The sequence below is a fragment of the Allosphingosinicella sp. genome, from assembly GCF_036387615.1.
In the GTDB taxonomy this organism is placed as follows: Bacteria; Pseudomonadota; Alphaproteobacteria; order Sphingomonadales; family Sphingomonadaceae; genus Allosphingosinicella.
The window spans coordinates 51,640-65,385 of sequence record NZ_DASVTH010000060.1 but is presented as its reverse complement, the minus strand read 5'-3'; the positions used below and the strand labels follow the sequence as shown (position 1 = coordinate 65,385).

Annotated in this window: 8 protein-coding genes; 3 read left to right on the top strand and 5 right to left on the bottom strand. The window is 67.5% G+C overall.

All coding sequences use genetic code 11. The features are described from left to right. Positions 1-7: 7 nt before the first annotated feature. The 3 genes from clpB to VF631_RS12680 all read right to left on the bottom strand — a co-directional run bounded on the left by clpB (position 8) and on the right by VF631_RS12680 (position 6,253). Positions 8-2,629: an ATP-dependent chaperone ClpB gene (clpB, locus tag VF631_RS12690; RefSeq protein ID WP_431850677.1), complete on the bottom strand. Its 2,622-nt coding sequence runs from the start codon at positions 2,627-2,629 to the stop codon at positions 8-10. Between the two features lie 135 nt (positions 2,630-2,764). Then, positions 2,765-4,459 carry a serine hydrolase domain-containing protein gene (locus VF631_RS12685; RefSeq protein ID WP_431850676.1) on the bottom strand — a complete coding sequence of 565 codons (1,695 nt, stop codon included), beginning with the start codon at positions 4,457-4,459 and terminating at the stop codon, positions 2,765-2,767. Between the two features lie 162 nt (positions 4,460-4,621). After that, on the bottom strand, positions 4,622-6,253 hold the full coding sequence (locus tag VF631_RS12680; protein WP_431850675.1) for a M28 family metallopeptidase: 1,632 nt from the start codon (positions 6,251-6,253) through the stop codon (positions 4,622-4,624). A 181-nt stretch (positions 6,254-6,434) separates the two neighbouring features. Here VF631_RS12680 and VF631_RS12675 point away from each other — a divergent pair, with 181 nt between their 5' ends. The 3 genes from VF631_RS12675 to VF631_RS12665 all read left to right on the top strand — a co-directional run bounded on the left by VF631_RS12675 (position 6,435) and on the right by VF631_RS12665 (position 12,011). Further along, positions 6,435-8,579, top strand: coding sequence for an acylase (locus tag VF631_RS12675; protein WP_431850674.1), 2,145 nt, complete (start codon positions 6,435-6,437; stop codon positions 8,577-8,579). Between the two features lie 87 nt (positions 8,580-8,666). Then, entirely contained in the window at positions 8,667-11,552 is a 2,886-nt protein-coding gene (locus VF631_RS12670; protein WP_431850673.1) for a M16 family metallopeptidase, read from the top strand. A gap of 12 nt (positions 11,553-11,564) precedes the next feature. Then, positions 11,565-12,011, top strand: a complete 447-nt coding sequence (locus VF631_RS12665; RefSeq protein WP_431850672.1) for a hypothetical protein — start codon at positions 11,565-11,567, stop codon at positions 12,009-12,011. Between the two features lie 58 nt (positions 12,012-12,069). Here the strand turns inward: VF631_RS12665 and VF631_RS12660 are convergent, their stop codons facing one another. Together VF631_RS12660 and purE are read right to left on the bottom strand one after the other, a co-directional pair. Continuing rightward, complete coding sequence (locus VF631_RS12660) at positions 12,070-13,158, bottom strand: 5-(carboxyamino)imidazole ribonucleotide synthase (protein WP_431850671.1); 1,089 nt, start codon at positions 13,156-13,158, stop codon at positions 12,070-12,072. After that, entirely contained in the window at positions 13,155-13,640 is a 486-nt protein-coding gene (gene purE, locus VF631_RS12655) for a 5-(carboxyamino)imidazole ribonucleotide mutase (protein WP_431850670.1), read from the bottom strand. Before purE ends, VF631_RS12660 begins: the two co-directional genes overlap by 4 nt. Positions 13,641-13,746 lie beyond the last annotated feature (106 nt).

Below are 13,746 nucleotides of genomic sequence, written 5' to 3'. Positions count from 1 at the left end.
ATGCCGCTTAGGCCGCTTCAAGTCCAGCCGGCTCCGCAGCCGCCGGCGCGCTGGCGGAACGCAGGGCGAGGCGACCTTCGCCCTCCTCGATCGTGATTGCCTCCCCATCGCTGACCTCGCCGCGAAGCAGCGCATCGGCCAGCGGATCCTGCAGATATTTCTGCACCGCGCGCTTCAGCGGCCGCGCGCCGTAGACCGGATCATAGCCGACGCGGCCGAGCCAGTTGCGGGCGCCTTCGGTGAGCTCAAGGACGATCTTGCGGTCGGCGAGTAGCTTGCCGACACGGGCGACCTGGATGTCGACGATCGGGCCCATATGCTCCTGCGCCAGGCGATGGAACAGGATGATCTCGTCCAGGCGGTTGAGGAACTCAGGCCGGAAGTGGCCGCGCACGACCTCCATCACCTGCGGCTCGACCTTTTCGACTTGCTCGTCGTCGGTCAGGCTCGACAGATACTGGCTGCCGAGGTTCGAGGTCAGGATGATGATCGTGTTGGTGAAATCAACCGTTCGGCCCTGACCGTCGGTCAGGCGGCCATCGTCGAGCACTTGCAGCAGCACGTTGAACACGTCGCCGTGCGCCTTCTCGACCTCGTCGAACAGCACGACCTGGTAGGGGCGGCGGCGGACGGCTTCGGTCAGCACGCCGCCTTCCTCATAACCGACGTATCCGGGAGGCGCGCCGATCAGGCGGGCGACGCTGTGCTTCTCCATGAACTCCGACATGTCGATGCGGACCATCGCGTGCGGGTCGTCGAACAGGAATTCGGCGAGGCTCTTGGTGAGCTCGGTCTTGCCGACGCCAGTCGGGCCGAGGAACAGGAACGAGCCCATTGGCCGGTTCGGGTCCTGCAACCCGGCGCGGGCGCGGCGGATGGCGCGGGAGACCGCTTCGACAGCGGCCCGCTGGCCGATCACGCGACGGCCGAGCTGAGCCTCCATGTTCAGCAGCTTCTCGCGCTCGCCGGCAAGCATCTTGTCGACCGGAATGCCGGTCCAGCGCGAGACGATGCCGGCAATATCTTCGCCGGTCACCTCTTCGCGCAGCATCGCGCCCGCGCCGATCGCTTCGGCTTCGGCGATCTGCCGCTCGAGCTGCGGGATGGTGCCGTAGGCGATCTGGCCCGCCCTGGCCAAGTCGCCCGCCCGCTGCGCCTGGTCGAGTTCGAGCCGGGCGGCGTCGAGTTGCTCCTTGAGCTTGCCCTCCGCCTGCATCTTCTCGCGCTCGCCCTGCCACCGCCCTGTGAGTTCGGCCGATTGCTGCTCGAGGTTGGCGAGTTCCTCTTCAAGCGTGGCGAGCCGATCCTTCGACGCGCGGTCGGTCTCGCGCTTGAGCGCCTCCCGCTCGATCTTGAGCTGGATGATGCGCCGGTCGAGATTCTCGATCTCCTCCGGCTTCGATTCCACCTCCATGCGCAGGCGCGAGGCGGCTTCGTCCATCAGGTCGATCGCCTTGTCGGGCAGGAAGCGGTCGGTGATGTAGCGGTTGCTGAGTGTCGCCGCTGACACGATCGCCCCGTCGGTGATGCGCACGCCGTGGTGGAGCTCGTACTTCTCCTTGAGGCCGCGCAGGATCGAGATCGTGTCCTCGACAGTCGGCTCGCCGACGAAGACGGGCTGGAAGCGCCGCTGCAGCGCCGGGTCCTTTTCGACATGCTTGCGATATTCGTCGAGCGTGGTCGCGCCGATGCAGTGCAGCTCGCCGCGGGCAAGCGCGGGCTTGAGCAGGTTCGACGCGTCCATCGCGCCTTCGCCTTTGCCGGCGCCGATCAACGTGTGCATCTCGTCGATGAACAGGATGATGTCGCCCTCGGCTTGCCTCACCTCGTCGAGGACGCCTTTCAGCCGCTCCTCGAACTCGCCGCGATATTTCGCGCCGGCGATGAGGCTGCCCATGTCGAGCGCCATCAGCCGCCGGTCTTTGAGGCTGTCCGGCACGTCGCCGTTGGCGATGCGCAATGCGAGGCCTTCGGCGATCGCGGTCTTGCCGACGCCGGGCTCGCCGATCAGCACCGGATTGTTCTTGGTGCGGCGGGCGAGGATCTGCACGGTGCGCCTGATCTCCTCGTCGCGGCCGATCACCGGGTCGAGCTTGCCGGCGCGGGCGGCGTCGGTGAGGTCGCGCGCAAACTTCTTGAGGGCGTCGTAGCGGTCCTCGGCGGACTGCGTGTCGGCGGTGCGACCGCCGCGCAGCTGGTTGATCGCGGCGTTGAGCGCGTCAGCCTTGAGGCCCGAATCGGCGAGCGCCTTGCCGGCGCTGGTCGTGGTGGCGAGGGTAAGCGCAATCAGCATCCGCTCGACGGTGACGTAGCTGTCGCCTGCCTTGGTCGCGATCTGCTCCGCAGAGTCGAGCACCCGCAAGGTCTCCCCATCCAGACCCGGCGCCTGCGTGGCGCCGCTCCCCGATACCGCGGGCACCTTGGCGAGCGCCTCGTCCGTCTCCCGCCGCGCCGCTTCCGCGCTGCCTCCCGCTCGGGTGATAAGGCCGGCGGCCATGCCCTGCTCGTCCTCGAGCAGAGCCTTCAAAAGGTGGATCGGCTGAATGCGCTGGTGGTTGTTGCGGACGGCGACGGTCTGCGCCGATTGCAGAAAGCCACGCGCCCGCTCCGTGAATTTTTCGAGATTCATATACCCCTGTCTCTCCTTCGAAGGAGCATGTAGTGTTGTATTTGTGCAACACAAGAGGTGATCACGCCCCCGGAAGTTTGCAGTTGGACCCGGCGCGTCGGCGGGGGAGATGCTTTTCTGCCGAGCGCCCCAAACTCAGTTTCCGCTACGTCGACCGTGCAGTTCCCGCGCGCCGCGGTGCAGGGTGAGGTGGTTCACATCGCCTTCCTCCCGGTGGAAGACGACCCGGAAACCGGCGGCGTCGACGCGGAATTCCGTTTCCGAGACCGGGCGCATGGGCAGCGGCGGCTGGCCGGCAGGCGCGATCGTGAGCGAGCCGTTTTCGGCCAATGCGACCGTCACGACCGGACCTTCCGTTGCATAGGTGCCGACATAGGATTGCAGCACCGCCGCAGCGATCGCCAGCGGCGGCGTGGGCGGCCCGGCGCGAACGGCCCGCTCCGGCTGGGCAGCGCTCACTTCGTGCACCTCCAGCAAATGGGCGCCGTTCGCCTGACGCACAAACCTGACCCAGGTCAGCACGTCCGGTCCGAAAAAGAACCGGTCGTCGCCGCCAGGCAGAGCCTCCATCTGGTTCTCGCCGCGCATCATGTAGAACTTGCCGTCGCGGCCGAAGAACTCGAACGCGCCGCCACTGGCCAGCCTGTAGCTCCCGAACAGCGGCTCCACCTGGACAATGGGCACATCTGCGCGGGTGAAGGACGGAAAAGGCTCGCCCAGGGCGATCGCGGCCAGCCGCCGGGTGAGCGTACTCGGGTCCGTGGCCGGATCGTCGCTGTTTGCAAGCACCGCGACAAACAGATCCTCCGAGGGAAGATAGATGCTGTCCGTGTCGATGCCACGGCCCGATCCGCCATGGACCAGGGCCTTGCGCCCGCGAAGCTCCTGCAGGCGGAGCCCGAAGCCGTAAGGCTGGGTCGACCCGTCGGCCAGTCGCGCCGGTTGGATCATCTCGCGGTACAAGTCAGCCGTCACCACCCGGCCGCCGTGGAGCGCATCCGCCCACTTCGCCAGGTCGCGCGCGCTGCCGACCAGACCGCCAGCGGCATGGGCGACGCTCATGTGGACGCCCCGCGCAGGAAGTTGCTGCCCGCCTTGCAAGCTGTACCCGCGCGCCCTGGCCGGATCGGACTCGCCAGTCGCCGCATAGGTGAGCGACTTCAGCCCCAGCGGCCGCGCGATCCGGTCGGAGATCGCCTCGTGCCAGGCCGTGCCGGTGACATGTTCGATGATCGCACCGAGCACGACGTAACCGCCATTATTATATTCCCAGCGGTGACCGGGCTCCGACGGGGAGGGGCGGCTTCGGGTGACGGCGAGGAGGTCCGCAGTGCTGTTGGGCCGCATTGTCGGCTCACTGCCCATGAAGCCGGGGATCTTGCTGAAATCCTGGATGCCCGAGCTGTGGTTGAGCAGTTGCCCGATGGTGGCGCTACCCCCCGGCTGCGGGAAATCGGGGAAGAAACGGGAGATCGGATTGTCCAAACCGATCTTGCCTTCGGCCACCAGCTGGAGGACGGTCGCGGCGGTAAACTGCTTGACTATGGACCCGAGCTTGAACGCGGTGTCGGGCGTAATCGGCAGCCTCGTCTCGAGATCGGCGAGCCCGCGTCCGGAGCTGTAAAGCGTGCGCCCGCCGCGCGTGACGATCACCGCCGCTCCAGGACCGTCCGCCGGAAAGGAAGCGGTAAGAAGGGCCTCGGCTGCGGACTTGAAACTGGTCGGCGCGGGAGTCTCCGCCCGGGCGGTTCCTGGCCCGGAGGTCATCATGATCGGCATCGCGCAGGCAGCGGCATAGACAGCGACTTTCAGAGACTTCGTCACGCTCATTTGCAAGCACTCCCTCGTGCGCGATTCAGGACTTTGGCCTAGGGGCGCGCGTTGCAGGGTTGATGCCGCGGGTAAGGAGAATTCGTGCAGAGCCTCAGCGCGATCCTGGATCAAGTCCGGGGCAGCGAGGGAGAAAGCGCCGTTCCTGGGTGGTCGATGCGCTTACCGCGCCCGTGTCGCCCTCGGCTGGCTTCCGCCCACCGCCTGTCCGAAGAAGCTGTCAGCGTACCAGCGCGGCGCTTCCGGCGCGTTGGCGATCTCGTTTGCGATCAGGTAGTTGATGCGGGCGAACTTGGCGGCGGCGTTCCAGTCAAAGGGGAGGTCGGTCTGGTCGCTCGGTTTGTGATAGTGGGTGGCGAGGAAGTCGCGGAACTTGGCGCCGCCTTCGGCGCCGAAGCCGGTCATCAGGAACACGGACGGAACGCCCGCCTGCACGAAGCGGTAATGGTCGGAGCGGGTGAACAGATTCTCCTGCGGCAGCGGATCGGGCGAGAGCTTGACGTTGGCCTGGCCGACGGCGCGGGCGACGATCGGGCCGAGGGTGGAATGATCCGCCCCGAATGCGATCACGTCCTGGAAGTCGTAGAGCAGAACCGGCATGTCGAGATTGACGACGCCGACCACCTTGCCGTTGCCCACCACCGGATGGCGCGCGAGATATTCCGAGCCGAGCAGGCCGTCTTCCTCCGCCGTCACCGCGGCGAACAGGATCGAGCGCTTGGGCCGGGTGCCGGACGCGGCCATGGCGCGCGCGACCTCGAGCAAAGTGGCGGTGCCGGTCGCATTGTCCATCGCGCCATTGTAGATCTTGTCGCCCTGGAGATCGGGGTCGACGCCTTCATGGTCGAGATGGGCCATCAGCACGACATATTCGTTGGCAAGCTGCGGGTCCGAGCCGGGCATGACGGCGAGGACGTTGGGGCTGGAGATGCGGCTGATCTCGCTCTGCCGCTCGATCTTCACGGTCGGTTTCAGCGTAAAGCCCTTCGGCTTGCCGCCTTCGAGTGCCGCCTCATCGAGGATCGCGGAAAGCGATCGGCGCGACCCGGCGAACAGCGCCTCGGCGGCGGCCGTGTCGAGCGTCGCGCCGGTGCGGATGCCGGGCGCGCGCGAGAAGGCGCGGCCGTCCTGGCCGATCCAGTTCATCGACGGGCCTTTGGAGAGTTCGACGCGGCGGGCCCAGGGGCGGCGCTCATGGTCGGCGCGGGTCGGGATGGTGATGGTGCCGATGGCGCCGTTCTTCTCGGCCATGCGGCCCTTCTCGGCATTGAGATGCGCGCCCATTTCGCTCGGAGTGCCCATGGGCACGCCGCTCAACGTGGCGACGATCTTTCCGCGAACGTCCAGGCCGCGATAATCGTTGAAGCCGTTGGCGGGGCTGTCGAGCCCGTACCCGACGAACACCACCGGCCCTTCGACGCTCTGATTGGCTTCGAGCGCGGTCGGGCCGACGAGCACCTCCTGGCCGTGGGTGAAGGTGCGGCCGCCGATGGTGACGCGGGGCGCCTCGCTCCCAAGATTGGCGAGCGCGAACGGGACCTGCTGGTACCAGCTGTCACCGGCACCGGGCTTGAGGCCGAGCGACTGGAAGCGGGTGGCGACGTAGCGGGCGGCGATGTCGTAGCCGCGCGTGCCGGTGTCGCGGCCTTCGAGCAGGTCGTGGCTGAGGAACTCGACATGGGCGCGGAAGCCCTCGGGCGTGAAGGCTGGTTCGGCCGCTTGCGACTGCGGTTGCGCCTGGCCGAGACTGGCGAGGCTGAGGGCGGCAAGGGCGGCGGCGGGGATCAGGCGCATGGTCGGGCTCCGGTAAGTCGTTGATGCGCTAGCCGCATTCTCGGTTCTCGTCACCCCCGCGGAGGCGGGGGTCCCGCTTGTTGCTCGCCTCCAGAAAGAAGCGGGATTCCCGCCTTGGCGGGAATGACGAGGTGTGCCGTTGTGCTGGAAAGAGCGAGTCTCTTCATGCAACAGAGTAGGCATGGTGCGGGTGAGGGGACGGCGGTGGAAGGTGCTCGGCGCGCTCGCGCTGCTCCTGGTGCTCGCCGTGATTGCGCTGAGCCTGTGGGAGCCGATCGGGACGTATCGCGCGGCTCCTCCGCCCGCGGGCCGCTACGACGTGCGGATCGTGCGCGATCGGTTCGGGGTGCCGCACATCTTCGGCACGCGTGATGAGGACGTGGCTTATGGCCTGGCTTACGCTCATGCGGAGGATGATTTCGGGACGCTCGAAGAAGTGATGGCGATGACCCGCGGCCGGCTCGGCGCGCTGACCGGCCAGAGCGGGGCGGCGACGGACTATGTCGCGGCTTTGCTCGACGTGCGGGCGACGGTGGACCGCGATTACCTGAAACAGCCGGCGGACGTTCGAGCATTGCTCGACGCGTACGCGGCGGGGCTCAACCGCTATGTCGAGAAGCATCCGGGCGAGGCGCGGCTGGCGGGCCTGTTCCCGATCGACGGCAAGGACGTGGCGGCGGGTTTTGTCCTGCGCTCGCCCTTCTTCTTCGGGCTCGACACGGTGCTGGAGGCGCTGGTCAAGAATGAGGAGATGAGGCCCGAGCGGGGCGCGCCCTTGCATGATGCGCCCAACGTCACGCCGGCCGGGCCGGCGGAGATCGAGAAAGGCTCCAATGCTTTTGCGGTCGCGCCGTCGCGCTCGGCGGACGGGGCGACGCGGCTCGTCTCCAACGCGCACCAGCCCTGGACCGGCGGAGTGGCCTGGTACGAGGCGGTGGTGCATAGCCGGGAAGGCTGGGACTTTGCCGGGGCGCTGTTTCCCGGCTCGCCCTTTCCGCTGCTCGGGCACAATCGCACGCTTGGCTGGACCAACACGGTCAACCGGCCGGACCTGATCGACGTCTACAAGCTCCGGCTGAACGAGGCGGGCGACCGTTACCTGTTCGACGGAAAGTGGCTGCCGCTCCAGTCGCGGCGAATCTGGCTGAAGGTCGACATGGGGCCGGCGGTGCTTCCGGTGCCGCGAACCATCTACAGGTCGGTCCACGGGCCGGTGATCGTGAACAACAAGGGCGCGTTCGCGATCCGCTATGCCGGGGCCGACCAGCTCAAGATGATCGAGCAATATTTCCGGCTCAACAAGGCGCGCAGCTTCGCCGAGTGGCAGGGGGCGATGGCGATCCAGGGGGTGCCTGCGACCAACTTCATCTATGCGGACGCGGCAGGGAACATCGCATTGTTCTACAACGGACTGTTTCCGGAGCGGCGGCCAGGCTTCGCGTGGGACAAGCTGCTGCCGGGCGACCGGTCGGACGCTTTGTGGACGCGCTCGCTGCCGTTCGATCGGGTGCCGCGGCTGGTGAACCCGGCGAGCGGCTACCTGATCAACGCCAACAACACGCCATTCCAGGCAGCCGGGCCGGGCGACGAGCTGCAGCCAAGCGCGTTTTCGCCGCTGCTCGGGATCGAGACGGACTTCACCAATCGCGGGCTGCGCTCGATCGAGCTGATGGAAGCCGACAGCTCGATCAGCGAAGCGGAGCTGGAACGGATCAAATATGATACGGCGTTCAGCCGCCGCAGCTATGCCGGCTCCTGGCTGCGCCGGATCGCGGCGCTCGAGCTCAGCGGCGATCCCGGGCTGCGGGAGGCGCAGGCGCTGATCGCCGGCTGGGACTGGACGTTGGAGGGGCGGGGCAGGGCGGATGCGCTCGCCTTGCTGGTGATGCGCCCGGCGAACCGGCAGCATTATCGCCGCCTCGCTCCGCCCGATCCGCGCGAGGAACTGGAAAAAGCCGCGGCCCATCTGCGCGAGCATTGGGGGCGGCTCGATCCGCCGCTCGGCGCCGTGCTGCGGCTGCGCCGGGGCAAGACCGATCTTCCGCTCGACGGCGGCCCCGACGTGCTGCGCGCCGCCCCGTTGTGGGACCTGGAGAAGGACGGCCGTGCCAAGGTGCGGCACGGCGACAGTTTCATCATGTTCGTGAGCTGGGATCGGGCGGGGCGGGTCCGCTCGCGCTCCATGCAGCCGTTCGGGGCGTCCAGCCGGCCGGGCTCGCCTCACTATGCCGATCAGGCGCCCTTGTTCGTCCGGCACCAGCTCAAGCCGGTGCTGTTCGATCCCACCATGCTCCGCGGCAATGTGGAGCGTGAATACCGCCCTTGATTTTACTGGATTTTCTGGCCCGATCCTTGCTTGCTTCCGGGCGCGCGAGCGCTATGTTGCGCGCACAATACACCCGGAGAATTCCTGATGCGCCATCGCTTGCTGCCGCTCCTTGTCACGTCCGCGTTCCTGACCCCGGGCATCGCCCTTGCCCAGACCGGGCCAATGAACCGGCCGATGATGGCGCGGCCGATGCCGGTCGCGCCTGCCGCGCCGGTTGCGGAGCTGGTCCGCCGGGTCGATATCCCATTCGAGAGCTTCACCCTTCCCAACGGGCTCAAGGTGCTGGTCCATGAGGACCGCAAGGCGCCGGTGGTGGCGGTGTCGGTCTGGTACAATGTCGGCTCCAAGGACGAGCCCAAAGGCAAGACCGGCTTCGCGCATTTGTTCGAGCATCTGATGTTCAACGGATCGGAGAACAGCCCGGGCGACTTCTTCGAGCCTCTGCAGCAGATCGGCGCGACCGATTATAACGGCACCACCAGCTTTGACCGCACCAACTACTTCCAGACGGTGCCGACCGCCGCCATCGAGCGGGCCCTGTTCCTGGAATCGGATCGCATGGGCCACCTGCTCGGCGCGGTGACGCAGGAGAAGCTCGATAACCAGCGCGGCGTCGTTCAGAACGAAAAGCGCCAGGGCGACAACCGGCCCGGCGGTCTCGTCTTCTACAAGGTGCTGGAGGAGCTGTTCCCGGAGGGGCACCCCTATCGCCATACCCCGATCGGTTCGATGGCCGACCTCGATGCCGCGAGCCTCGACGACGTGAAGCAGTGGTTCCGCGACAATTACGGTCCGAACAATGCGGTGCTTGTGCTGGCCGGCGACATCAACGCCCGGCAGGCCCGGCCGCTGGTCGAAAAGTATTTCGGCGAGATCAAGCGCGGGCCGGTCAACGTGCCGGCCGCCGCGAGCGTGCCGGTGCTGAAAGCGCCCAAGGCTTTCACCATGCGCGATCGCGTCGCCGCGACAACCGTCTCGCGCTACTGGCCGGTGCCGGGGCAACTCGACAAGCAGATGGTGGCGCTCGACATTGCGGGCTCGGTACTCGGCGGCCTATCCAGCTCACGGCTCGATAACGCGCTGGTGCGCGACGAGAAGATTGCCGTCCAGGTCAGCGCCGGCTTGTCGCCGTTCCAGCGCGCGGGCCTGTTCAGCGTCTCCGCGACGGTGAAGCCGGGCGTCGATCCGGCGCTCGTCGAGCGCCGCCTCGACGAACTCGTCGCCCAGTTCGTCGCCGAAGGCCCCCGGCCTGAGGAAGTCACCCGCGCGGCGACGACCGAGGTCGCCGCCCGGGTGCGCGGCCTCGAGCAGGTCGGCGGGTTCGGCGGCAAGGCGGTCGCGCTCGCCGAGGGGCAGGTCTATGCGGGCGATCCGCTCTACTACAAGAAGACGCTCGCCCAATATGCCCGGACGAGTCCGGCGCAGGTGCGCGCGGCGATGCAGCAGTGGCTGCGCCGCCCGCCGCTCAAGCTGACCCTCGCTCCGGGTGAGCGGGAAGCTTATGAGGAAGCCAAGACGGTTGCCGCCGCCGCTCCCGCGGCGACCAAGGCGGCGACGAAGCCGCAGGACCCTTCCACTTTCAAGCGCCGGATGCCCGATGTCGGCCAGCTGACCGGCCTCGACTTTCCGGATGTGCAGCACGCGACCCTGTCGAACGGTGTCAAGGTTCACTATGCGCAGCGCACGGCGGTGCCGACCACGCTCGTCTCGCTGTCGTTCGACGCCGGCCAGGCTGCCGATCCGACCAGCGCGCGCGGCACGCAGGCTCTGATGCTCGGCCTGATCGACGAGGGCACGACGACCCGCTCATCGGTCCAGATCGCGGAAGAGCAGGAGCGGCTCGGCGCCAACATCTCGGCTGGCGCGACCATCGATCGGACCAACGTTTCGCTGAACGCGCTCACCCCCAACCTCGCGCCATCGCTCGATCTGCTCGCCGATCTCGTCAAGAACGCCGCCTTCGCGCCCGCCGAGGTGGAGCGCGTCAAGGCGCAGCAGCTGACCGCGATCTCACAGGAGCTGAAGGACCCGAACGGGATCGCGCAGCGCACCCTGCCGGGCCTGCTCTATGGCGAGAACCACCCCTATGCGACTTCCGGCTCCGGCAATCCGGCGGCGGTCGCGAAGCTTGGGCGCGCCGATCTGGTGGCGTTCAAGGATCGCTGGTTGCGGCCCGACAACCTGGAGATTTTCGTCGTCTCCGATGTGCCGCTCGCACAGCTTCGGCCGATGCTCGACCAGCGCTTCGGCAACTGGGCCAAACCGGCCGGCGCCAAGGGCACCAAGAGCTTCGCGGCGAAAATTCCGGTCGCCAAGCCCCGCGTGGTGCTGATCGATCGGCCGGGCTCTCCCCAGTCGATCATCTATGGAGGGCTGGTCACGCCGTTCCGTGGCACCGACGATCTCGTCGACCTCATCTCGGCGAACGACATCCTGGGCGGCAACTTCCTGTCGCGCATCAACATGGACCTGCGCGAGACCAAGGGCTGGTCGTACGGCGTGCGCGGCACGGTGCAGCGCAGCGTCGAGGCGGTGCCCTACATCATCTCCGCGCCGGTCCAGGCGGACCGGACCGGGGACTCGCTCGCCGCCCTGATGAGCAATGTCCGCGAGTTCACGGCCAGCAAGGGCGTCAGCGAGCCGGAACTGGCACGCACCGTCGCCAACAACATCCGCAGCCTGCCGGGCAGCTTCGAAACCTCGCCGGCGGTGCTGAACGCGATGCAGACCAACGTGCTCTACAAGCGTCCCGACAATTATTACGAGACGCTGGCGAGCATCTACCAGGGCCAGACCGTGGCCAAGCTCGACGCGGCGGCGCGCCGGGCGATCAGGCCGGAGAATTTCGTCTGGGTGGTGGTCGGCGAGGCGGCCAAGGTACAGCCGCAGCTCGCCAAGCTCGGCTTGCCCGTGGAACTGCGCGCGGCGGAGCCGGAAGCGGCCCCCGGTATGCCGCCGCGGACGCGGTAACAATTGGACCCTGTGCTCGCGACCGCGCTCGGCCTTGTGGCCGAGGCGGCCCGCGGGGCGCGCGACCCCTGGTGGATCATCGGCAGCGCGGCCATGGCGCTGCACGGGGCCGGGCCGCTGAAGGTCGGCGACATCGATTTGCTGATGAGCCGCGCCGATGCCGCACGGTTGCTCGAGCGGCACGGGCGCGGGGCCGCGCCTGGCTCTATGCACGACAAGTTCCGATCGGACGTGTTCGGCCGGCTGGAACTGGACGACTATGCGGTCGAGGTGATGGGCGGCTTCCACGTCCATGACGGCGAGAGCTGGCGCGAGGTGGTGCCGAGCAGCCGGGTGGAGGTGCGACTGGAGGACACCGAGCTCTTCGTGCCTTGCGTGGAGGAGCTGATCGGGATGTGCCGCCTTTTCGGCCGTCCGAAGGATGTTGAGCGGGAGCGATTGTTAGCCGCTCTGCTCTGACCCGAACTCGTCATGCTGAACTTGTTTCAGCACCCATATCGAGAAGCGGCAGTGCGGCCTATCCAAGCCAGGTCACGTGACCCATCTTCCGGCCCGGCCTCGTCTCGCCCTTGCCGTAGAGGTGGAGGTGCGCGCACGGGTCGGACAGGATTTCGCGCCAGCGAGCCGCGTCTTCGCCGATCAGGTTCTTCATCCGGACCTTGGGCACGACAAGGCCTGCATCGCCGAGCGGCAGGCCGCAGATGGCGCGGATGTGGTTCTCGAACTGGGACGTGACCGCGCCCTCGATGGTCCAGTGCCCGCTGTTATGAACGCGGGGCGCCATTTCGTTGAAGATTGGGCCGTCGACCGTGGCGAAAAACTCGCAGGTGAGGACGCCGATGTGGCCGAGCTGTTCAGCTATTCCCTTGGCAAGCTCGACGGCCGCCGAGGCCTGAGCGAGTACCTCTGGCCGGGCAGGCAAGGTGGAAGTGTCCAGGATGCCTCCGCGATGCACGTTCTCGGGTGTATCCCAGACGACGATCGCGCCGTCCGCGCCGCGGCACAGGATCACGGAAAACTCGGCAAGAAAGTCGACGCGCTTCTCGAGAATGGCCGGAGCGCTGTTCGCGTCCTGCGGGGATGGCGCGCCGATCGCCTGCCAGGCGCCGTCCGCATCCTCCCGCCGATCGATGCGCGCCTGGCCCTTGCCGTCATAGCCGAACATGCAGGTTTTCAGGATCGCGGGCGTGCCGAGCTGATCCACTGCCGCTGCAAGCTCCGCTGGGTCGCGAACCGTACGCCACGGGGCCGTGGCTCCACCCATCCGCTCGGCGCATTGCTTCTCGTTCGGGCGATAGCGCGAAACATCCAGCGACAGGCAGGACGGGCGCAGCGGAACGAAACCGGCGAGCCCCGCCACCGTATGCGGGTCGACATTCTCGAACTCGTAGGTGACGACGTCGACGGCTTCGCCGAAGCGCCGCATGCTCTCCCAATCGTCATAGTCGCCGCGCGTCCAGGCCGCCGCCACTTCCGTCGCGGGGCCGCTCGCCTCGGGTGATAAAATATGGCTGCGATAGCCGAGCTGGGCGGCGGCGATGGCGAGCATGCGCCCGAGCTGGCCGCCGCCGACGATACCGATCGTGGCGCCCGGCGCGACGATCATTCCGGACTGTCGGCGACGCCGTCCGTCTGCTGTCGCCGCCACGCTTCCAGCCGCTCCGCCAGGGCATCGTCCTGGGTCGCGAGCATGGCGGCGGCGAGCAGACCGGCATTGGTCGCCCCCGCTCTGCCGATTGCGAGCGTTCCGACCGGCACCCCGGCCGGCATCTGGACGATCGACAGCAGGCTGTCCAAGCCGGACAGCGCCTTGCTTTCGACAGGGACCCCCAGCACCGGCAGCCTGGTCAGCGCCGCCGCCATGCCGGGCAAGTGGGCCGCACCACCGGCGCCTGCGATGATCAGCTTGAGACCGCGGCCCGCGGCCGCCTTGGCGTAGTCGTAAAGCCGGTCGGGGGTTCGGTGAGCGGAGACGATCCGGGTCTCGTAGGGAACGGCGAGCTCGTCCAGCACGTCGGTGGCGCCGCGCATCGTATCCCAGTCGGAATGGCTGCCCATGATGATCCCGACCAGCGCTTCGTCTGTCATTCGCTTGTTCTTCCGCCCGGCGAAGCGCCACCCCTTAACCGCCGGCCTTCGCCTGCGCAAACGGAGCGCTTAGCGCGGCGTTAACCCTTTCCGCCTAGCCTGTGCG

Bases quoted from the DNA above. Each gene is read 5' to 3' on its own strand.
- clpB (WP_431850677.1), bottom strand. From the start codon at position 2,629: ATGAATCTCGAAAAATTCACGGAGCGGGCGCGTGGCTTTCTGCAATCG.
- VF631_RS12685 (WP_431850676.1), bottom strand. From the start codon at position 4,459: ATGAGCGTGACGAAGTCTCTGAAAGTCGCTGTCTATGCCGCTGCCTGC.
- VF631_RS12680 (WP_431850675.1), bottom strand. From the start codon at position 6,253: ATGCGCCTGATCCCCGCCGCCGCCCTTGCCGCCCTCAGCCTCGCCAGT.
- VF631_RS12675 (WP_431850674.1), top strand. From the start codon at position 6,435: ATGGTGCGGGTGAGGGGACGGCGGTGGAAGGTGCTCGGCGCGCTCGCG.
- VF631_RS12670 (WP_431850673.1), top strand. From the start codon at position 8,667: ATGCGCCATCGCTTGCTGCCGCTCCTTGTCACGTCCGCGTTCCTGACC.
- VF631_RS12660 (WP_431850671.1), bottom strand. From the start codon at position 13,158: ATGATCGTCGCGCCGGGCGCCACGATCGGTATCGTCGGCGGCGGCCAG.
- purE (WP_431850670.1), bottom strand. From the start codon at position 13,640: ATGACAGACGAAGCGCTGGTCGGGATCATCATGGGCAGCCATTCCGAC.